The sequence below is a fragment of the Microbacterium sp. NPDC008134 genome, assembly GCF_042957055.1.
Lineage (GTDB): Bacteria > Actinomycetota > Actinomycetes > Actinomycetales > Microbacteriaceae > Microbacterium.
This window is the reverse complement of record NZ_JBIBHO010000001.1, coordinates 1,882,643-1,903,259: the sequence shown is the minus strand read 5'-3', so window position 1 is coordinate 1,903,259 and position 20,617 is coordinate 1,882,643. Positions and strand designations below refer to the sequence as shown.

Sequence of the window (20,617 nt, the reverse complement as noted above, 5' to 3'; positions counted from 1 at the left end):
CGCAGCGCAAGACGCTCGGCGACGAGCGAACACACCAGGGGACGGTACAGAGCATGAGCACATCCAAGACGCTCGAGGCCAATCGCGTGAGCAAACGCGAGTTCGTGCAGCGGTTCGCGCGACGCGGCGGGATCTCGGTCTTCGCCGCGCAGACGGCCTACAACGCGATGATCGACGAACTCCTCGATCTTGTCAGCCAGGGCAATACCGTCACGCTCACCAACTTCGGCAAGTTCTACCCGCAGACCCACAAGGGGCACCGCGTTCAGTTCGGCAAGGACGAGGGAACCGGTGAGGTCACCGACTACACGGTCCTGAAGTTCTCCGCGACGCGCGAGGTCAACCGTCGCGTCAAGGTCACCGACTGAAGGGCGACGGTGCGCGTCAGAGGCCGAAGCCGTACGTCGCCTGCGCGACCAGCGCGAGGCTGACGGTCGTCGGATAGATCTCCGGCTCCTCGTCGTCGTCACCGAGCAGATCGAGGCGGTCGATCGGAACGAAGATGCTGCCGTCGGGTTCGAAGATCAGATCGCGCGGAACGAACGACGCGAACAGCGAACGTGTGCCGTTGCGCAGTTCGAACGTGCGTCCGACGTCTCCACGCTCGAACAGGTTCATCTCGACCTCGTCGAACCAGATCTTGCCGTCGGGGAAGCGCGCCTCGATCCGGTACGTGCCCGGCTCGACCGCCTTGATGTTGAGATCGTCGACGATCTCGGCGAACAGCGTGTCGGGCTGCTGCAGCTCGAACGCGATCGCGCGCAGATGGTCGTAGTTGAGCCGGGCGCGGCGCGAGAACAGCGCGACGTTCTCGATCTCGTCGGGGTGAGCGTTCGGCGCCTGATCGAGAAGGTACTGCCGCACCTCGTCGGGGCCCGGGTAGTCGAACCGCAGGTGGTAGTGGAACCGACCGGGTCGGTTGACGAGGTACGTGCTCACGTCGGCGATCGCGTTCACCGACAGGCAGTAGATCCGCTTCACCGAGGAGAGCCCGTCGAACAGAGACAGGAACTGATTCTGCCGGTTCAGCCCGTCGGAGATCCCGCGGCGTCCGGCCGGGAAGATCTTCTCGAACTCGTCGAAGACGATGAGGCACTCGTCGAGGCTGTCGAGGAACTCCACGATGCCGTCGTGGTCCTCGGAGACGACGACCACGGGGAGGCCCTGCTCACGAGCGGCCTCCGCCACCATGCGCAGGAACAGGGACTTGCCGATGCCTTTGTCGCCCGAGAGCATCACCCCGAGGCTGCGGTCGGAGAGAGCGTAGGAACGGAAGATCTTGGCGACCTTGCGATCGCGGCCGCCGTAGACCCGCTCCGCGCCGACGGTCAGATCGTCGATGCGCACGAGGCTGAACCCCTCTTTCGAGGTGAAGCTGACCCGATAGGTGCCCGCGGGGAACGCGGGGTGAGTGCGGACGGCGTTGTCGTAGACACGGACGTGACCACCGGTCTCGATGTAGGTGCTGGACAACACCCTCCTCCTTCGCTCCCCGATGGTCGATCGGTCGGATTCGCGGCTCACCGCACAGCTCGCTCGGCCCAGGGGCGAGAAGACACGTACGGAGCAGAAGGTTCCGGCGTTTAGGGGAGTCACGCAGGAACCGGAGGACGAGCGGTGGGGGATCCGCCCGGGATACCATTTCACGCCGGAGGCCCGGACGACAAGCGAGAAACGGCGTGTCGGTCGTGAATTTTCCTCGTTTACGTGGGGGACGTTGCGAGTCGCGGCACCCAGCAGGAGACACGACGGCGGTAGTCGGCGTACTCCTCGCCGAACCGCTGAGCGAGATCAGCCTCTTCGATCGGCCGCACGGCGGTGTTCCAGATCAGCGACCCGCACAGGGCGTAGACCACCACGAGCCAGGAGCTGAGCATCAGTCCGACCGCGACGCCCTGTGCGATACCGGCGACCGCCATGGGGTTGCGCACGAAGCGGTAGGGCCCGGCGATCACGAGGCGGCGCGCCATGTCGGACGGGAGCGGAGTGCCCTCACCGAGCGACGACATGGTGATGGCCGACCAGAGCCCCAGTGCCGTCGCCGCGAGGAACAGCACGACACCGGTCACGCGGATGCCGGGCGGCATCTCGAAATGCAGACCCCATCGGGTTTCGAAAGCCGCGATGAGGGCGGGGAGCATGCCGAGGAACAACCCCCAGAAGAACAGCGTCTGCACTCCGGTTCGGGCCGCCACCCGCGCGCGTCCGCGAATGCGGGTGGTACGGAAGGCGAACGGTCCCCGAGCGATCCACCCGAAGGGTGCCCGACCGAGCGCGATCACGATCCCTGCCGCCAGGCTCCCGCCCGCGGCGGCCACCATGAGCAGCGCACCCCACCCTGCTGAACCGGTCGCCGTCGCGTACACCACCATTGCGACCGCGACGAGGGCGGCCCAGGGCGTGATGATCCAGATCGCCGCGCGCACGCCCAAGGCCGCGAGCGCCGACCCGCCGACGAAGAGCGGGATGTCGGCCAGCGCGATCGGGAGCACCGGGAGCCCGTCGAGCGTGGCGACGCGGATCGCGGGGACGAGGAACACCCCGACCCACCAGCATCCGCCGGCCACGGCCTGAAGCACGAAGTACGCGCGTGCTGCCGGGGGAGCGATGCGGATGCCGGCGAACACCGCCCCATGCTATCCACCCGGTCACCTGCCACACTGGGCGCATGGAGATCATCGAGAACTCGAAGCTCACGGTCGTCGGCGCGGGAAGCGTCGGCTCGAGCGTGGCCTATGCGGCGCTGATCCGGGGATCCGCGCGGCATGTCGCCCTCTACGACATCGCGACCGAGAAGGTCGAGGCGGAAGTGCTCGATCTCGCGCACGGCACGCAGTTCACCGGCACGAGCGACATCATCGGCGGCAGCGACGTCTCCGTCGCCGCCGGCTCCCATGTGGTCGTGATCACCGCCGGGGCGAAGCAGAATCCCGGCCAAACGCGCATCGAGCTCGCCGACGTGAACGCGGGGATCATCCGACGCATGATGCCGCAGCTTCTCGAGGTGGCTCCGAACGCGGTGTACGTGATCGTCACCAATCCGTGCGACGTGCTCACCGTCATCGCCCAACAGGAGACGGGATTGCCGCCCGAGCGGATCTTCGCCTCCGGCACGGTTCTCGACACCTCGCGGTTGCGCTGGAAGCTGGCGCAGCGGGCGGGCGTTTCGACGGCGAGCGTGCACGCGCACATCGTGGGCGAGCACGGCGACACGGAGTTCCCCCTGTGGTCGCGCGCCACGATCGGGACGGTGCCGATCCTCGAGTGGGAGACGCCCGAGCATCCGCGATTCACACTCGCCGAGCTCGACGAGATCGCGGTCGACGTCCGCGATGCGGCCTACAAGGTGATCCGGGGCAAGGGGGCGACGAACTACGCGATCGGACTATCCAGCGCCCGGATCGTCGAAGCCATCCTGCACGACGAACATGCCGTGATGCCCGTGAGCACGGTGCTCCACGACTTCCACGGGATCGACGGCGTCGCGCTCTCGGTGCCGTCGATCGTCAGCGCCTCGGGCGCCGTCCCGATCCGCAACACCTCGTTCTCCGATGGCGAGCTCTCGCTGTTGCGAGGGTCTGCCGACGCGCTGCGCTCGGCCGCCACGAGCCTACGCGCCTGACTGCTCCCGCCCGACGGGACGCGGAGGCGCGGGGTGCCGGGGCTCTGCCCGACACCCCGCCCGCTGTCACTTCCCGTGCGGATCGGTGCTGTTGAGGGCGGCGACGACCTGCGCGTAATCCCCGCGCGCCTCGCCGTAGCGGAGGAACTTCACGCGCTCGACCTGCACCTCCGGGGCGTCGGGGTGGGTCTCGAGCAGCGCCATGACCTCGGAGACGAACTCGTCCAGCGGCATCGCCGCGTCGTTCTCCGCGTGACCCGGCATGAGGTCGGTCCGGACCGCCGGGGGCTCGAGCTCGATGATCGACACGCTGGATCCTGCGAACTGCAGACGCAGCGATTCGCTGAGCATGTGGATCGCCGCCTTGCTCGCGTTGTAAGTCGGGGTGACCCGTAGCGGGGCGAAGGCGAGGCCGGAGGAGACGGTCATGATCGTCGCATCCGGCATGCTGCGCAGGTGCTCGATGAATGCCGCGATGAGACGGATCGGTCCGAGGAAGTTCGTGGTGACGATCTCCTCGGCGGTCGAGAGGAAGCCCTCGGGCGTGCGCCAGTCCTCGGCGCGCATGATGCCCGCCATCGTGACGAGTACGTTCAGCGACGGATGCTCGGCGAGCACCGTGCGTGCGGCGTCCTCGATGCTCCGGGCATCCCCGGTGTCGATGCGTACGGTGCCGAGACCCGGGTGCTCGGCGGCGATCGCCTCCAGTCGGTCGGTGCGCCGGCCGCCGACGATCACGGTGTTGCCGCGATCACGCAGGCTGAGTGCGAGCGCGAGGCCGATCCCGCTCGTCGCACCGGGGATGAAGATGGTGTTTCCGCTGATGTTCATGCGTCCAGCCTCGATCGGCCGCGCGAGCCGCTCCAGAGATGGTCGATCCAGGGACCGTCCGTCCCTGGATCGCGTCGACCGGCCGAGGGATACTCGGGGGATGGATCGCGATGCGCTGGCCGACTTCCTCCTGCGGCGACGGGAGGCGCTGACCCCCGATGACGTGGGGCTTTCGGCGGGACCGCGTCGGCGCACGGCCGGACTCCGTCGCGAGGAGGTGGCGCAGCTCGCGACGATGTCGACCGACTACTACACGCGCCTCGAGCAGCGGCGGGGACCGCAGCCGAGTGCGCAGATCCTCGCGTCGCTGGCCCGCGCACTCCGGCTCAGCGAGGACGAGCGCGACTACCTCTATCGGCTGTGCGGCTACAGCGCTCCCGATCGGGCACACGTCACGGATTACGTGCGTCCGGGCATCCTGCGCGTGCTCGACCGCCTGCACGACACTCCGGCGTTCGTCGTCTCTGTGCTCGACGAGGTGCTCGTGCAGAACGACGCCGCCCGGGCGCTCCTCGGTGATGCGAGCGCGCTGACCGGGCTCGAACGCAGTGGGATCTACCGCTGGTTCGCGATGCCCGAGACGGAGCGCCGTCGCTATCCCGCGGCCGACCACGCTCGCCAGAGCCGCGCTCTGGTGGCGTCGTTGCGCGCGGCGCACGGCGTCATGGGCGCGCGGTCGCGCGCCGGCGAGATCGTCCGAGAGCTCTCCGAGCGCAGCGACGAGTTCACCGGCCTCTGGGAGAACCACGAGGTGAGCAGGCGGTTCGAGCAGCACAAGACGATGGTCCATCCCGAGCTCGGCGAGATCGAGGTCGACTGCCAGGCGCTGTTCACCGAGGACGAATCGCAGGCGCTCATCGTGCTCACCGCCGCGCCGGGAAGTGAGGCGGCGAGCAAGCTCGAGTTCCTCCGCGTGCTCGGCACGCAGAAGGTCTGATCTCGGTCAGGACTCCTCGTGGTGCGCGGGGTCGGCGTCGAAGAGTCGCCCGTCCGCACGCCCCAGCCCCGTGATCGCCAGCACCTCCGCCTCGTCGAGCGCGACCTCGGCGGCGGCCAGGTTGGCGACCTGGTGCTCGAGAGACGAGGCCTTCGGGATCGAGACGGTGCCGCGGGCGACGTGCCAGGCGAGCACCGTCTGCGCGGGGGTGATGCCGTGGGAGGCGGCGACCTCGCGGATCACATCCTCGTCGAGCAGTTCCTTCGCGCGACCGAGAGGGCTCCAGGCCTCGGTGAGGATGCCGTGCTCCCGGTGATACGCGAGCTGCTCGCTCTGCGGGAAGTAGGGGTGCACCTCGATCTGGTTCACGACGGGTCGCACCCCGGTCTCGCGCTCGATGCGCTCGAGGTGCTCCGGGAGGAAATTCGAGACGCCGATCTGGCGGACGACGCCGCGCTGCTGCGCGTCGACCAGGGCGGCCCACGCCTGCACGTACTCGTCCTGACTCGGGTTGGGCCAGTGGATGAGGTGCAGGTCGGTGATGTCGAGGCCGAGACGTGAACGGCTCTCCTCGATGCTCGTCCGTGCCTTCTCGGCGGGGTGGTGCCGACCGGGGAGCTTGGTGGTCACGATGATCTCGCCGCGGGGGACATCGGATGCCGCGACGCCGCGTCCCACCGATCCCTCGTTCTCGTAGTTGAAGGCGGAGTCGATGAGGCGGTACCCGGCACCGATGGCGCCGGTCACCGCATCCGCTCCGGCATCGCCGTTGAGCGCGTACGTCCCCAATCCGATCGCCGGCAGGGCGAATCCGTTGTGGGCGGTGAACGTGGGGATGGCGGGCTGGGTGCTCACGGTGCTCCTTCTCGGTCGGTGTCTCGAGCGTACGCTGGGGGGATGACATCCGAGGCGGAGATGGCGCCGCATGACACGGCGATCACCGACTCCGCACGATGCCCGTGCGGATCGGGAGACGTCTACGGCGGATGCTGCGGGCCGATCCTCCGCGCCGAGGTCAGCGCCCCGACGGCTGAGCGATTGATGCGCTCGCGCTACACGGCGTTCGTGGTCGGAGACGTCGCGCACCTGCGCACGACCTGGCACGTCTCCACGCGCCCGTCGTCGATCGAGATCGAACCGGACCTGCACTGGCGGCGGCTCGTGGTGCTCGACCGGGAGGCGGGCGGCCCCTTCGACCGCGAGGGCGTCGTGGAGTTCGCGGCGCACTGGGTGCAGGACGGCTCTCGTGGCGCACTGCACGAACGCAGCAGGTTCGTGCGGGAGGAGCGCCGGTGGCTGTACGTCGACGGCGACCTGCTGTGATGGTCGCGCCCGCCAGGCGATAGATTGGACAGCGTGAACGCCAGCTCCGAACACCAGCGCATCCTGCTCGACATCGCCGACCTCGATCGGCGCATCGCGCAGGCCGATCGTGCCCGCACCCACCCCTCGCAGGCCGCGCGCATCAACGAGCTGGTGGCGATCCGTCAGGAGCAGCTGCGCGAGCTCACCGCGCTCACCGGCACCCGCGACGACGCTCGCACCGAACTGACGCGTCTCGAGTCCGACGTGAAGCTCGTCGAGCAGCGCCGCGCCCGCGATGCCGAGCGCCTCGCCGTCGCGACCGATCCGAAGCAGGCGCAGGCCCTCGAGCACGAGATCGCGAGTCTCGCCCGTCGTCAGAGCGATCTCGAAGACGCCGAGCTCGACGTCATGGGTCGTGTCGAAGAGGCCGAGGCCGCCGTCGCCGCTCAGCAGGCGCTCATCGACATCACCACGGCCGAGGGCTCGACCCTCAGCGCGCAGGGCAAGGCCGACGTCGCTGCCGCTGCCGAACTCGGTGTCCAACTGGCACGCGATCGCGCGGCCGTCGCCGAGAACGTTCCGGCCGACCTCCTCGCGGAGTACACACGTCGCACGGCGAACAGCGCCGGTGCGGCTCTGCTCACCCGTGGCACGTGCGAGGGATGCCGCATGATGCTGCCGGGCACCGATCTCGCCGAGATCCGTCGCGCCGCCGACGATGCGGTCGTCTCGTGCCCCGAGTGCGGCTGCATCCTGGTGCGCACGGAGGAATCGGGACTGTGATGCCCGCGGCGCCCTCGTCGTGAGCGCGTCGCCGACAGCGTCCGAGCGACGCATTCTGCTGGCCGCCGTCGGCAGCGGCGCGCACATCGCGGTCGATCTCGACGCTGCGGATGTCGAAGTCGGTCGCGAGCACCTGAGCGCCCGCGACCTCGCTGGCTGGGTCGCCGAGGCCGAGGAACGGGACGCGCCGCGATGGATCATCCGGAGCGCACGCGAGACGTACGCGCCTCTGCTCGCCGAGGGGATCCGTCTCGGGCGCACCCACGATCTGCTCCTGTGCCACGCGATCCTGCGTGACACGGCATCAGTCCCGCAGCCGCTCGAACCCTCGGAGAACTGGGTGCGGCGTGATGCTCCCGATGCCGAGCCCGGCCTGTTCGACCTCTTCGAGTCCGACGCGCGCGTGGACACCGTCGTCGAGGCGCTCGCACAGTACCGTGCGCAGCGGCATGTGATCGCGGCGGCGTCCGACGGCAGACTCGCTCTGCTCTGCGCCGCGGAGTCCGCCGGTGGTCTCGTCGCCGAGGAGATGCGCGCCGCGGGCGTGCCGTGGAACGAGGGGGTGCACCACGAGATCCTCACTCGGACGCTCGGCGCTCGTTCCCTCGCCGGCGGACTCCCGGCGAAGATGCTCGCGCTCGGCGATCAGGTGCGCACCATTCTCGGCGATGCCACGCTGCACCTCGACAGCCAGCCCAAGCTCCTGCGGGCGCTGCACCGCGCGGGGGTGCCCGTCGAGTCGACGAGCAAATGGGAGCTCGCGCAGTACGAGCATCCGGTCGTGGAGCCGCTGCTGGAGTACAAAAAGATGTCGCGCCTGCTCAGCGCGAACGGGTGGGTGTGGCTCGCCGAGTGGGTGCATCGTGGCCGGTTCCGCCCGGTGTACATCCCGGGCGGCGTCGTGACGGGTCGGTGGGCCTCCGCCGGTGGCGGTGCGCTTCAGCTGCCGCGCAGTCTGCGACCCGCCGTGCGGGCGGACCCCGGGTGGATGCTGGTCGTCGCCGATGTCGCCCAGCTCGAGCCCCGCATGCTCGCGGCGATGGCATCGGATGCCGCGATGGCGCGCGCAGCGCAGGGCAGAGACCTCTATGCCGGGGTGGTCGACTCCGGCGCGGTCGCCACGCGCGAGGAGGCGAAGTACGCGGTGCTCGGCGCCATGTACGGAGCGACGACGGGGGACAGCGGGCGCCTCGTCCCGCGCCTGCGCAAGGTGTACCCGCGAGCGATGGCGCTCGTCGACGCCGCGGCGCGGACGGGGGAGGACGGCGGGGTCGTGTCGACGTGGCTCGGGCGTTCGTCGCCGAAGCCGTCCGCGGAATGGGCGGCGCTCCAGTCCGCCGCCACCGGCGCCGATGTCGACCCGGTCGTGGTGACGCAGGCGCGCCGTCGGGCGCGGGACTGGGGCAGATTCACCCGCAACTTCGTGGTGCAGGGCACCGCGGCGGAGTGGTCGCTCATCTGGCTCGCGGAGATCCGACATCGGTTGCGCGGCATGCCCACTGCTGCGACGCCGGCCAAGGCATCCGGCCCCTTCGCGGATGCCGCGCACCTCGCGTTCTTCCTGCACGACGAGGTCATCCTGCACGTGCCCGCCGAGCTTGCGGATGCCGCGGCCGACGCCGTGCGCGAAGCGGCGGCCATCGCGACGACCCGTCTGTTCGGCAGCTTCCCGATCGATGTGCCCCTGGATCTGCGCGTCACCGAGTCCGCGGAGAAATGATGCGCGGTCCGGCGTCGTAGACTGGCAGACGCGAATGGGTCGACTGGACGGTCGCGTGGCGGGCAACCGCACCGAGGAACGTCCGGGCTCCACAGGGCAGGGCGGTGGGTAACACCCACCCGGAGTGATCCGCGAGACAGTGCCACAGAGAGCAGACCGCCCCCGGTTCGCCGGGGGTAAGGGTGAAAGGGTGGTGTAAGAGACCACCGGGGGACATGGTGACATGTCCCGCCAGGTAAACCTCGCCCGGAGCAAGGTCAGACAGAGGATGTTGACGCGGCTCGCCGAGTCCTCGGGTAGACCGCTGGAGCGGCACGGCAACGTGTCGCCGAGAGAGATGGCCGTCGAAGGGGCGAAGAACCCCGGAACAGAACCCGGCGTACAGGTCGGCCCATTCGCCTCGACGTGAAAGGCCCGGGGACCATCAGGTCACCGGGCCTTGTCGTCGTCTCTGGTGGTCAGTCGCCCGCGAGCGAGGCTGCGCCGATGATGCCGGAGTTGTTTCGGTGGATCGCCGGGACGATCGGGGTCTTCAGGTCGAGGAGCGGGAGGAAGTCGCCCGCGTTCTTCGACACGCCGCCACCGACCACGAACAGGTCGGGGCTGAAGAGGAATTCGATGTGCGAGTAGAACGCCTGCAGGCGCTCGGCCCACTCCGCCCAGGTGAGGCCTTCGCGCTCACGGGCGGAGGTCGCCGCCCACTGCTCGACGGACTCGTACTCGCGGAAGTTGAGATGCCCGAGTTCGGTGTTGGGCAGCAGCACGCCGTCGTTGATGAAGGCCGAGCCGATGCCGGTGCCGAGGGTCGTGAGCAGGGTGAACCCGCGCACATCGCGCGCCGCGCCGTGTCGTGCCTCGGCCACGCCTGCGGCATCCGCATCGTTCACGAAGACGATGTTGCGGCCGAGTCCGTCGCGGAAGAAGCGCTCCGCGTCGAAGTCGACCCACTCCTTCGAGACGTTGGCGGCCGAGAGGGTCTTGCCGCGCTTCACGATGGCCGGGAAGGCCACGCCGAGGGGCAGGGTCGAGTCGTGCACGTCGAGTGTCTTCAGCACCGTCTGCACGGCCTGCAGCACGTCGGCGGGCGACGCGCCCTCGGGGGTGGGGACGCGCACCCGATCGGACGCCATCGTGCCGTGCTCGAGGTCGACGATTCCTGCCTTGATTCCGGTACCGCCGATGTCGACGCCGATCGCTTTTGCCATGACCCACAGCATAGCGACAGGCGTTCGCGCCAGTAGGATCGATGACATCAGACGACGAAGGGACGGGCCATGTCCGACGGCGAACACAAGTACTGGTACAACCTCGAGACCAAGCAGGTCGAATACGGGATGATCTCGCAGTCGATCGACCGCGTGGGCCCGTTCGACACCGAGGCCGAGGCCGCGAACGCACCCGAGACTCTGCAGGCGCGCTCCCGCGCCTGGGCTGATGAAGAAGCAGCCGAATCCGGCTGGGACGAAGGAAAGGGCTGAGGCTCCGCACGATATGGACAAGCAGAGAGACTTCGTCCTCCGGACGATCGAGGAGCGCGGCGTCAAGTTCGTCCGCCTCTGGTTCACGGACGTCATCGGAACCCTCAAGTCGGTCGCCATCGCGCCGGCCGAGGTGGAGGGCGCGTTCGCCGAGGGCATCGGCTTCGACGGGTCGGCCATCGAGGGTCTGACCCGCAGCCATGAGTCCGATCTGCTCGCGCAGCCCGATCCGACGACGTTCCAGACTCTGCCGTGGCGCGGGGAGATCGACCCGACCGCCCGCATGTTCTGCGACCTGACGACGCCCGACGGCCAGCCCGCTGTCGCCGACCCGCGCCACGTGCTCAAGCGCACGCTCGCGAAGGCCGCCGATGCCGGGTTCACGTTCTACACGCACCCCGAGATCGAGTTCTACCTGCTCAAGTCGTCGCAGTACGGCCCCGAGGGACCGGTCCCGGTCGACTCCGCCGGATACTTCGACAACGTGCCCGGTGGCACGGCGCACGACTTCCGTCGTCGCTCGGTGCGGATGCTCGAAGACCTCGGCATCTCGGTCGAGTTCAGCCACCACGAGGGTGGTCCCGGTCAGAACGAGATCGACCTGCGCTACGCGGATGCCCTCACCACCGCCGACAACGTGATGACCTTCCGTACGGTGATCAAGGAGGTGGCGATCGAGCAGGGCGTCTACGCGACGTTCATGCCCAAGCCCCTCAGCGGCCACCCGGGCAGCGGAATGCACACGCACATGTCGCTGTTCGAAGGCGACCAGAACGCGTTCTACGAAGAGGGAGCGAAGTACCAGCTCTCGAAGACCGGGCGTCACTTCATCGCCGGCCTCCTGCGGCACGCGAACGAGATCTCGGCCGTCACGAACCAGTTCGTCAATTCGTACAAGCGCCTGTGGGGCGGCGACGAGGCGCCGAGCTTCGTCACGTGGGGGCACGCCAACCGTTCCGCGCTCGTGCGCGTGCCGATGTACAAACCCAACAAGGGGCAGTCGTCGCGCGTCGAGTACCGCGCGCTGGACTCTGCGGCGAACCCGTACCTCGCCTACGCGCTCATGCTGGCCGCGGGTCTCAAGGGCATCGAGGAGGAGTACGAGCTCCCGCCCGAGGCCGAGGACAACGTCTGGTCGCTGAGCGACGCGGAGCGTCGTGCGCTGGGGTACTCGTCGCTGCCGGCGAGCCTCGACCACGCGCTCGAGTACATGGAGGATTCCGAGCTTGTCGCCGAGACGCTCGGCGAGCAGGTCTTCAATTACGTGCTGCTCAACAAGCGCAAGGAGTGGGAGGCGTACCGCGGTCAGGTCACGCCGCTCGAGCTGAAGAACAACCTCGAGCTGCTCTGAGTCGTGCGCATGGCCCGTCCGGACGATTCCTTCTCCCTGTCCGCGCTGGCTCGCCTCGGATTCGATGAGCTCGGCGAGGCCGCTGAGGCCCTCGCCGAGCTCTCCGAATTGCTCGGTCGTTCGCGCGCGGAGCTGCTGACGGGAGCGGATGCCGCCGACCCCGACGCCGCAGTACGCGGAATGCTGCGCGTTGCGCGACGGGATCCCGCGCCCGTGGCCGCTCTGCTCGACGGTGGCGAGACGCAGCGACGCACCTGGCGCGTGTTCGGAGCATCCGAGGGGCTGGCGGACTTCTTCCTCCGTCATCCGGCGGAACTGGCCGTGCTCGCCGAGGGGGTCGACGCGTTGCCGACCGCCGACGACCTCGCTCGGGCGATGCTCGCCGGTGTGGGCGCCGTCGACGGGTTCGCCCGGTCGGGTGGTGACGACGAGATCGTGGCCCTCCGGGTCGCCTATCGGCGCAGCCTCGCCGCGATCGCGGCCTACGATCTGACCCGAACGGCGCCGGTCGCGGCGGTCGCCGACGTCGCCGCGGCGCTCGCGGATGCCGCCGGTGCCGCCCTGGAGGCCTCGCTCGCCGTCGCGCGCAGCCGACTGAGCGAGAGCATCGACGCACGTGAGGTGGCCGCCGTGCGTCTGTCGATCATCGGTATGGGCAAGGCCGGTGCACGGGAGCTCAACTACGTCAGCGACGTCGACGTGATCTTCGTCGGTGGCACGAGCGACGAGGAGATCGTCTCCGAGGCGCGGGCGATCGATCTGGCGACCAAGCTCGCGCGGGAGACGATGCGCGGCCTGGACGGGATCGAGAAGGAGCCGCCCCTCTGGGAGGTCGATCCCAACCTGAGGCCCGAGGGCAAACACGGCGCCCTCGTCCGCTCGCTCGGTTCCCACCTCGCGTACTACGACCGCTGGGCGAAGAGCTGGGAGTTCCAGGCGCTGCTGAAGGCGCGGCCCCTCGCCGGCGACGCCGAGCTCGGAGCGGAGTACATCGCCGCCGTACAGCCGAAGATCTGGTCGAGCGCCGCACGCGAGGATTTCGTCGACAGCGTGCAGCGCATGCGGGAGCGCGTCAAGGAGCACATCGATCCGGAGGACGCCCCATACCAGCTCAAGCTCGGTGAGGGCGGTCTGCGCGACATCGAGTTCACCGTCCAGCTGCTGCAGCTCGTACATGGACTGACCGATGCCACGCTCCGCACCAGAGGCACGCTCGAGAGCCTCGAGGCGCTGGTCGAGGGTGGTTACATCGGCCGCGTCGAGGCGACGACCTTCGCCGACGACTACCGGGTGCTCCGCCTGATGGAGCATCGCCTGCAGCTCAAGGAGCTCAGTCGCACCCACCTCATGCCGCGGACTCCGGCGGGTCTCCGGGTCCTCGCGCGCAGTACGACGCTGGCGGACAGCGGCGCCGGCGTGTGGGCGCGGTGGGAGAGCGTGCGACGCGAGGTCCGCGAGATCCACACGCGACTCTTCTATCGCCCCCTGCTCAGCGCGGTCGCCGCGCTGCCCGAGGGGGAGCGCACGCTGTCGACCGCGCAGGCCCACGATCGTCTGGCGGCGATCGGGTTCCGCGACCCGGCGGGCGCCCTGCGTCACATCGGTGCGCTGACGAGCGGGCTCAGCCGCAAGGCCACGATCCAGCGCCACCTCATGCCGGTCATGGTGCGGTGGTTCGCCGACGGCACCGATCCCGACTACGGACTGATCGCATTCCGGCGGATCAGCGAGCGTCTGGGCGACACGCACTGGTTCCTCCGGATGCTGCGCGACTCCTCGGGGGCGGCCGAGAGCCTCACCCGGATCCTGTCGACATCGCGATACATCGGCGAGCTGATGGAGTGGATCCCGGAATCCGTGGCGTGGCTCGACAGCACCGAGTCCCTGCGTCCGCGGGGTGGAGCCGCGCTCTCGGAGGAGGCCAGGGCGATCCAGACGCGACACGAGACGATCGGAGACGCGCTCCGCGCCGTGCGCGCCCTCCGCCGCCGCGAACTGTTGCGCACCGCCATGGGCGGGGTGCTCGACGTGCTGACCATCGAAGACGTCGCGACCGCTCTCACCGACATCACCGAGGCGACCATCCAGGCCGCACTGCGCGCGGTGCTGCGCGAGGTGGTGCCGCCCGAGGACGAGGCTCTCGACTTCGCGGTGATCGCGATGGGGCGATTCGGGGGAGCGGAACTGGGATTCGGATCGGATGCCGACATCCTCTACGTCTACTCGGCCAACGGCGTCGCCCCCGATCGTGCGCAGGCTCTCGCGGCGAAGATCGTCGCCGGACTCCGCGAGCACGTCACCGATCATCGTCTGCCGCTGGATCTCGACGCGGGGCTCCGCCCGGAGGGTCGCAACGGTCCGGTGGTGCGCTCGATCGAGGCCTACGCCGAGTACTACCGCCGGTGGTCGCTCTCCTGGGAGGCGCAGGCCCTTCTGCGGGCGCGCGGCGTCGCCGGCAGCGCGAAGCTGATCGCGCGCTTCACCGAGCTCGCCGACACGATCCGCTATCCCGCGGAGATCGACCTCCAAGGCACCCGGGAGATCAAGCGCATCAAGGCGCGCGTCGAGGGTGAGCGACTTCCGCAAGGTGCCGACCCACGTCGCCACCTCAAGCTCGGTCCCGGCACGCTCAGCGACGTGGAGTGGCTCGTGCAGCTGCTCCAGCTGCAGCATGCCCACGCGGTTCCCGGAATGCGCACGACGTCGACGTTGGTGGCGCTCGGTGCGGCGGTCGAGGCGGGACTTCTCCCCGCAGAGGCGGCCGAACGTCTCCGCGAGGCCTGGCTGCTGTCGAGTCGCCTACGTTCCGCGATCACGATCCTCACCGGGACGACCAGCGACGTGCTTCCGGCGGATCGCCGAGAGCTCGACGGCATCGCGCGCATCCTGGGCTACCCCGACTTCTCGGCGACCGAGCTCGAGGAGGACTACTTCGGAGTGACCCGCCGTTCCCGCAAAGCTTTCGAGCAGGAGTTCTACGGGTAGGTAAGCGCGCCGTGCTCCGCGGGTCGCGACACCCGCTAGCTTGGCCTCATGAGCGTTTCGAGCATCGGCATCGTCTGGAACCCGTCCAAGATCGACGAGAACGCGTTGCGTTTCGCCGTCGACGAGGTGTTCGGCACCGACGCGCCGATCCGATGGTGGGAGACGACCATCGACGACCCGGGCCGGGGGATGGCGGAGGAAGCGATCGCCGATGGGCGCGAGCTCGTCATCGCGGTCGGCGGCGACGGCACCGTGCGCGCCGTCGCGGAGGCCCTGGCGGGCACCGAGACCGCGCTCGGCATCGTGCCGCAGGGCACCGGCAACCTCCTCGCGCGCAACCTCGGCGTGCCCCTGAACGGCATGAAGCCCGCGCTCGAGCGCGTTCGGGACGCGACTCCCCAGCACATCGACCTCGGCTGGGTGGACTTCGACGGTCAGACCCGGGCGTTCGCCGTAATGGTCGGCTTCGGCATCGACGCGCAGATGCTCGTCGAGACCGATGACGATCTCAAGTCCAAGGCCGGGTGGCTCGCGTATGTCGAGGCGATGGGCCGTGCGCTCGCGGGTACCGAGATGACCGACATCACGGTCACGATCGACGACCGCAAGCCGGAGGAGGTCCGCGGTCACACGATGCTGATCGGCAACTGCGGCATGCTGCAGGGCGGCATCCGTCTGCTGCCCGACGCACAGCTCGACGACGGACTGCTCGACATCCTCCTGGTGAGCTCCGAAGGCCCGTTGCAGTGGCTCGACACCGTGCGGTCGTTCGTGTGGGACAACGGCATCCGTCGTCTGCTCGGCAAGGACGACAGCGCGGTGAGCACCGAGTCGACCCAGCACCTCGCGGTCGAGAAGATCAGCGTCGAACTCGCGAGTCCGCTCGTCTTCGAGATCGACGGCGAGGAGATGGGCGAGGTGTCGTCCTTCTCCGTCCGGGTTCAGCCGGGCGCGCTCACGGTGCGGTGACGGCCGGCGGAGTCTTCTTGCGGTCCTGAGCGGGGAAGACGACCTTCTGCACGATGATGATGATGCTCGCGGCGACCGGGATCGCGACGAGTGCGCCGAGGATTCCGCCGAGTGCGCCGCCCGCGACGGCGGCGATGACCACCAGGGCGCCCGGAACGGCGACGGCTTTACTCATGATCCGCGGAGAGAGCACATACGCCTCGATCTGCATGTAGATCAGGTAGTAGATGATCGCGATCAGTGCGGTGACGGGGCTGACGATCAGGCAGATCAACGAGTTGATGATCGACGCGGCCAGGGTTCCGACGAGGGGGATCATCGACCCGATGAAGGCGATCAGGGCCAGCAGTGCGGGAACCGGGGCCTGGATGATGCTGAGGAAGATCAGGCTCAGGATGCCGTTGACGAGTGCGAGGCTGGCCTGCCCCATCACGTAGCGGCCGACGGCGCCGGAGACGTCCTCGAGCAGGCCGCTGAACGTGTCGCGCTGGTACGCGGGCACGAACCGGGCGGCGACCTTCTTCATGCTGCGCAGCGACGCCATGAAGTACAGCGTGAGGATCAGCACGATCGTGACGCCGGTGAACCCGCTGGCGATGCCCGCTCCGACGGCGAAGACACCGCCGCTGATGTTGAGGATGTTGCCGGGGTCCTGGATGAAGCTGAGCACTCCTTGAGCCGCGTCGTCGAACGTCGACCCGAACTGCTCGCTCACATCCTTGAACCAGGCGCTGGCCATGAAGTCCTGCACCATCTTCGGGCCGTCCTCGATGAGGTTGCTGATCTGCTCGACGAGGATCGGGACGATCGCGAGGAGGATGCCGACGAAGGCGAGCACGACCGCGGCGACGACGATCGCCACGGCAGCCGGGCGGGGCAGCTTGCGCTCGATGAAGGAGACGATGGGGTCGAGGCCGAGCGCGAGGAAGATCGCCACGCCGATGTAGACCAGCACCGTGGCGAGCTGATCGACGATCCCGCCGATGACGAGGGCGACGAGCACGCCGAGCGCACCCATCAGACCGAGCATGAACGGGTTCGTGCGGGCGAGTGAGGCGACCGAACGTGGCATCGGAGTTGTGGCGGTGTGCGTCGGCGTCGCGGTCTTCGCGGTGTCGTTCTTGCGGCGCATGATGTCTCTCCTCGGTCGTTCCGACCTCTCAGTTGACCACCGGCACGCGGTGCGGTCAAGCCGGACGCGCGGGCTTGTGCGGATGTTGATCCGAGGGGTATACGGGAGGACGATCGGAACATGACCAAGTACCTGATCTCGTTCCCGGCTGAAGCGATGAACCTCTCGGAGGAGGAGTTCCCGGATGTCGTCGAGACCTCGCACGCCGTGATCGAGGAGGCGAGGGCCGCGGGCGTCTACGTGTTCGGCGGCGGGATCGACGAGGACGTCGCTCCCGTGCTGGTCACCGGTCGCGGCGCCGTGAGCGACGAGACGTATCCCGGGTCGCGGATCACCGGCGGATTCCTCGTCCTCGAACTACCGACCCGGGCCGATGCCGTCGAGTGGGCGGCCCGGGTCGCACATGCCTGCCGCTGCCCGCAGGAGCTCCGCGAGTTCGGATACGACCCGGCGAGCTGACTCGTTCCAGCGCGCTCCGTGTCAGGCTGGGGGAATGAACGCCGCCACCGATCCCCGGGAGTACGACCTCGATGAGCTGCGATCACGCACGCTCCTGTCGGGAGGGGGAGCGGTCGATGACAGCATCCCCGAATTGGCGCGAGCTGACCCGGATCTCCTCGGGATCGCGCTGGTCACCGTCGAGGGTGTGCTGCGCGCCAGCGCACAGGCGGACGTTCTCATCAGCATCCAGTCGGCGGTGAAGCCATTCCTGTTCGCCTTGGCCCTGCAGGATCACGGTCCCGCTGCGCTCGATCTGGTCGGCATCGAGCCGACCGGTGAGGCATTCGACGCGATCAAGCTCGAGAGCGGGACAGGGCGTCCCCCGAATCCGATGGTCAACGCCGGGGCTCTCCTCACGGCAGCCCTGGTCGACGGTGCCGACGCCGCATCGCGGAGCGGCCGCATCCTCGACGGCCTGTCGGCGTTCGCCGGTCGGGATCTCCGCGTGTCGGAGAGCATCGCCGAGAGTGAGCACCTGCTCGGCGACCGCAACCACGCACTGGCGCACCTGATGCGCTCGGAAGGAACACTCGTCATCGGCGCCGACGAAGCGGTCGCGGTGTACGCGCGCGCCTGCGCCGTTCTCGTCGATGCCCGCGACCTGGCTGTCATGGGTGCGACGCTCGCGGCCGGAGGGCGCAACCCCGTCACCGACCAGCGGGTAGTCGGTGACGGGGTCGCACGCGACGTCGTCTCGGTGATGGCGACCTGTGGCGTGTATGACGGATCGGGCAGATGGATGCGGCAGGTGGGCGTGCCGGCGAAGTCGAGCGTCTCGGGCGCAATCGTGCTCGCCGCGCCCGGTGTACTCGGAGCGGCCGTCGTGAGTCCGCCGCTCGATGAGCAGGGCACCAGCGTGCGGGGGCATGCCGTCAGTGATGTCCTGAGCCACGACCTCGGACTGCATTCCTTCCGGATGCCGCGCGGCTGAGGCCGCGGCAGAACCACGAAAGAGCGCCCCGCCGGCCGAAGCCAGCGGGGCGCTCTTTCGATCCGAGATCAGACTCCGAAGTAGAGCTCGTACTCGAACGGGTGCGGGCGCTGCGCCATCGGGAGGATCTCGTTCTCGTACTTGTACGAGATCCAGGTCTCGATGAGCTCCTTGGTGAACACGCCGCCCTCGAGGAGGAACTGGTGGTCGGCCGCGAGAGCGTCGAGCGAGTCGAGGAGCGAGTTCGGCACCTGCGGGATTCCCTTGGCCTCCTCGGGCGGAAGCTCGTAGAGGTCCTTGTCGACGGGCTCGTGCGGCTCGATGCGGTTCTTGATTCCGTCGAGGCCGGCCATGAGCTGCGCGGCGAAGGCGAGGTACGGGTTGCCCGAGGCGTCGGGAGCGCGGAACTCGATGCGCTTGGCCTTCGGGTTGGAGCCGGTGATCGGGATGCGGATCGCGGCGGAGCGGTTACCGGCCGAGTAGACCAGGTTGACCGGAGCCTCGAAGCCCTTGACCAGACGGTGGTAGCTGTTCAGCGTCGGGTTGGTGAAGGCGAGCAGGGCCGGCGCGTGCGCCAGGATGCCGCCGATGTACCAACGCGCGATGTCGCTGAGCTGGCCGTAGCCGGCCTCGTCGTAGAACAGCGGCTTGCCGTCGTTCCACAGCGACTGGTGCGTGTGCATGCCGGAGCCGTTGTCGCCGTAGAGCGGCTTGGGCATGAAGGTGGCGACCTTGCCCCATTCGTTGGCGGTGTTCTTGACGATGTACTTGAACTTGAGGATGTCGTCGGCCGCGTGCACCATCGTGTCGAAGCGGTAGTTGATCTCCTGCTGACCCGCGGTGCCCACCTCGTGGTGCGAGCGCTCGAGGATGAAGCCGGCGTCGATCAGCTTGAGCGTGATGTCGTCGCGCAGGTCGGCCGTCTTGTCGACCGGGCTGACGGGGAAGTAGCCGCCCTTGTACGGGGTCTTGTTGGCGAGGTTTCCACCCTCTTCCTCGCGACCGGTGTTCCACGCGGCCTCTTCGGAGTCGACCTTGTAGAAGCTCTCGCCGGCGGTGACGGAGTAGCGCACGTCGTCGAAGATGTAGAACTCGGCCTCGGGGGCGAAGAACGCGGTGTCGGCGATGCCGGTCGAGGCGAGGTACTTCTCGGCCTTCTTGGCGACCTGACGCGGGTCCTTCGAGTAGATCTCGCCGGTGCGCGGGTTGTAGATGTCGAAGATCATCACGAGGGTGCTCGCCTCGCGGAAGGGGTCGATGTACGCGGTGGTGACATCGGGGATGAGCTGCATGTCGGACTCGTGGATGCTGGCGAAGCCACGGATCGAGGAGCCGTCGAACAGCTGGCCTTCGGTGAAGAACGCCTCGTCGACCGTCGATGCAGGAATGTTGAAGTGCTGCTGCACACCCGGGAGATCGGTGAAACGGATGTCAAGGAACTTGACGTCGTTCTCCTTGATGTAGCTCAGAACCTCGGACGAATCTTTGAACATGTACGACTCCTGTAAGACGGATCGATGGCTTCGGGGCCACTCGCAGAGTACGGTCGGGGGATTTCTCCACGGTATCGACTTTGTTTCGGGCGTGTTACAGCGCCTCGCCGTTCGGGCCGCATATCGACCCTCGGTAGGCTGGGAAGGTGACGGATGCTGTGAACGCTTATCCCGGTGAACGCCTCGGACTGCCCGCGTCGGGTACGGGGAGCGTCGGACGCCTCGGCCGACGCATCGGAGCGCTCCTCATCGACTACGTCGCGGCGACGATCATCGCTACGGCATTCCTCGGTTTCGACCAGTTCGCGCTCCCCGCGGAAGCGGGATTGAGCCAGTTCGGTCCGATGGCCGTGTTCGCCCTGCTGCAGATCCTCTTCATCCCCACGGCGGGAGGAAGCCCCGGGCACCGCATCCTCGGAATGCGTGTGGTGCGCCTCGACGGGGGATGGGTGGGCCTCTGGCGTCCGATCGTTCGCACGGCACTGCTGATCGTCGTGATCCCCGCGGTGATCTTCGACGCCGACCAGCGCGGACTCCACGACAAGGTCGTGGGCACGGTGCTGATCCGCACCTGATCGA

Annotated in this window: 20 protein-coding genes and 1 other RNA gene; 14 read left to right on the top strand and 7 right to left on the bottom strand. The window is 68.3% G+C overall.

All coding sequences use genetic code 11. The features are described 5' to 3' along the window. Positions 1-53 precede the first annotated feature (53 nt). Positions 54-368, top strand: a complete 315-nt coding sequence (locus ACFY9N_RS09005) for an HU family DNA-binding protein (RefSeq protein ID WP_247622327.1) — start codon at positions 54-56, stop codon at positions 366-368. Between the two features lie 16 nt (positions 369-384). Here the strand turns inward: ACFY9N_RS09005 and ACFY9N_RS09000 are convergent, their stop codons facing one another. Further along, on the bottom strand, positions 385-1,473 hold the full coding sequence (locus tag ACFY9N_RS09000) for an AAA family ATPase (protein ID WP_391478152.1): 1,089 nt from the start codon (positions 1,471-1,473) through the stop codon (positions 385-387). Positions 1,474-1,703: 230 nt separating this feature from the next. Beyond that, a complete protein-coding gene (locus ACFY9N_RS08995) occupies positions 1,704-2,627 on the bottom strand; it encodes a methyltransferase family protein (RefSeq protein ID WP_391478151.1) in 924 nt (307 codons plus the stop codon). Positions 2,628-2,668: 41 nt separating this feature from the next. Here ACFY9N_RS08995 and ACFY9N_RS08990 point away from each other — a divergent pair, with 41 nt between their 5' ends. Continuing rightward, the gene (locus ACFY9N_RS08990; protein WP_391478150.1) at positions 2,669-3,622 is read left to right on the top strand and encodes an L-lactate dehydrogenase; all 954 of its coding nucleotides are present in this window, start codon (positions 2,669-2,671) and stop codon (positions 3,620-3,622) included. Positions 3,623-3,688: 66 nt separating this feature from the next. On the opposite strand, the gene ACFY9N_RS08985 is transcribed toward ACFY9N_RS08990, so the two are convergent. After that, positions 3,689-4,453 carry an SDR family oxidoreductase gene (locus ACFY9N_RS08985; RefSeq protein WP_391478149.1) on the bottom strand — a complete coding sequence of 255 codons (765 nt, stop codon included), beginning with the start codon at positions 4,451-4,453 and terminating at the stop codon, positions 3,689-3,691. 100 nt (positions 4,454-4,553) lie between these two features. Between ACFY9N_RS08985 and ACFY9N_RS08980 the strand changes: the two genes are divergently transcribed. After that, positions 4,554-5,390, top strand: coding sequence for a helix-turn-helix transcriptional regulator (locus ACFY9N_RS08980; protein ID WP_391478147.1), 837 nt, complete (start codon positions 4,554-4,556; stop codon positions 5,388-5,390). Between the two features lie 6 nt (positions 5,391-5,396). On the opposite strand, the gene ACFY9N_RS08975 is transcribed toward ACFY9N_RS08980, so the two are convergent. Next, positions 5,397-6,245, bottom strand: coding sequence for an aldo/keto reductase (locus tag ACFY9N_RS08975; protein ID WP_391478145.1), 849 nt, complete (start codon positions 6,243-6,245; stop codon positions 5,397-5,399). A gap of 42 nt (positions 6,246-6,287) precedes the next feature. Here ACFY9N_RS08975 and ACFY9N_RS08970 point away from each other — a divergent pair, with 42 nt between their 5' ends. The 4 genes from ACFY9N_RS08970 (at position 6,288) to rnpB (ending at position 9,596) form a co-directional block, all read left to right on the top strand. Next, positions 6,288-6,713, top strand: coding sequence for a YchJ family protein (locus ACFY9N_RS08970; RefSeq protein ID WP_391478144.1), 426 nt, complete (start codon positions 6,288-6,290; stop codon positions 6,711-6,713). A gap of 33 nt (positions 6,714-6,746) precedes the next feature. Further along, on the top strand, positions 6,747-7,478 hold the full coding sequence (locus ACFY9N_RS08965) for a zinc ribbon domain-containing protein (RefSeq protein ID WP_391478142.1): 732 nt from the start codon (positions 6,747-6,749) through the stop codon (positions 7,476-7,478). A 19-nt stretch (positions 7,479-7,497) separates the two neighbouring features. Next, positions 7,498-9,198, top strand: coding sequence for a bifunctional 3'-5' exonuclease/DNA polymerase (locus ACFY9N_RS08960; protein ID WP_391478140.1), 1,701 nt, complete (start codon positions 7,498-7,500; stop codon positions 9,196-9,198). Between the two features lie 35 nt (positions 9,199-9,233). Then, an RNA gene (gene rnpB / locus ACFY9N_RS08955) (RNase P RNA component class A) lies at positions 9,234-9,596 on the top strand. Between the two features lie 60 nt (positions 9,597-9,656). On the opposite strand, the gene ppgK is transcribed toward rnpB, so the two are convergent. After that, entirely contained in the window at positions 9,657-10,403 is a 747-nt protein-coding gene (gene ppgK, locus ACFY9N_RS08950) for a polyphosphate--glucose phosphotransferase (RefSeq protein ID WP_391478139.1), read from the bottom strand. A gap of 69 nt (positions 10,404-10,472) precedes the next feature. Between ppgK and ACFY9N_RS08945 the strand changes: the two genes are divergently transcribed. Genes ACFY9N_RS08945 through ACFY9N_RS08930 form a run of 4 tightly spaced genes read left to right on the top strand, consistent with a single transcriptional unit; the run spans position 10,473 to position 15,981 of the window. Next, positions 10,473-10,676, top strand: coding sequence for an SPOR domain-containing protein (locus tag ACFY9N_RS08945; protein ID WP_391478138.1), 204 nt, complete (start codon positions 10,473-10,475; stop codon positions 10,674-10,676). 13 nt (positions 10,677-10,689) lie between these two features. Then, on the top strand, positions 10,690-12,027 hold the full coding sequence (gene glnA / locus ACFY9N_RS08940) for a type I glutamate--ammonia ligase (RefSeq protein WP_391478136.1): 1,338 nt from the start codon (positions 10,690-10,692) through the stop codon (positions 12,025-12,027). A gap of 9 nt (positions 12,028-12,036) precedes the next feature. Beyond that, positions 12,037-15,012, top strand: a complete 2,976-nt coding sequence (locus ACFY9N_RS08935; protein WP_391478134.1) for a bifunctional [glutamine synthetase] adenylyltransferase/[glutamine synthetase]-adenylyl-L-tyrosine phosphorylase — start codon at positions 12,037-12,039, stop codon at positions 15,010-15,012. A gap of 48 nt (positions 15,013-15,060) precedes the next feature. Then, complete coding sequence (locus tag ACFY9N_RS08930) at positions 15,061-15,981, top strand: diacylglycerol/lipid kinase family protein (RefSeq protein ID WP_391478133.1); 921 nt, start codon at positions 15,061-15,063, stop codon at positions 15,979-15,981. Here ACFY9N_RS08930 and ACFY9N_RS08925 read toward each other — a convergent pair. Further along, a complete protein-coding gene (locus tag ACFY9N_RS08925; RefSeq protein WP_391478132.1) occupies positions 15,968-17,113 on the bottom strand; it encodes an AI-2E family transporter in 1,146 nt (381 codons plus the stop codon). The genes ACFY9N_RS08930 and ACFY9N_RS08925 overlap by 14 nt on opposite strands. Before the next feature lie 120 nt (positions 17,114-17,233). Between ACFY9N_RS08925 and ACFY9N_RS08920 the strand changes: the two genes are divergently transcribed. Both ACFY9N_RS08920 and glsA read left to right on the top strand, forming a co-directional pair. Beyond that, complete coding sequence (locus ACFY9N_RS08920) at positions 17,234-17,572, top strand: YciI family protein (protein WP_391478131.1); 339 nt, start codon at positions 17,234-17,236, stop codon at positions 17,570-17,572. A gap of 34 nt (positions 17,573-17,606) precedes the next feature. Next, positions 17,607-18,545 carry a glutaminase A gene (gene glsA, locus ACFY9N_RS08915; RefSeq protein ID WP_391478129.1) on the top strand — a complete coding sequence of 313 codons (939 nt, stop codon included), beginning with the start codon at positions 17,607-17,609 and terminating at the stop codon, positions 18,543-18,545. A 68-nt stretch (positions 18,546-18,613) separates the two neighbouring features. Here the strand turns inward: glsA and glnA (ACFY9N_RS08910) are convergent, their stop codons facing one another. Beyond that, positions 18,614-20,038 (bottom strand): type I glutamate--ammonia ligase, encoded by a 1,425-nt coding sequence (gene glnA, locus ACFY9N_RS08910; RefSeq protein WP_391478128.1) that lies wholly within the window; start codon positions 20,036-20,038, stop codon positions 18,614-18,616. Between the two features lie 146 nt (positions 20,039-20,184). Between glnA (ACFY9N_RS08910) and ACFY9N_RS08905 the strand changes: the two genes are divergently transcribed. Further along, positions 20,185-20,613, top strand: coding sequence for an RDD family protein (locus tag ACFY9N_RS08905; RefSeq protein WP_391478127.1), 429 nt, complete (start codon positions 20,185-20,187; stop codon positions 20,611-20,613). Positions 20,614-20,617 lie beyond the last annotated feature (4 nt).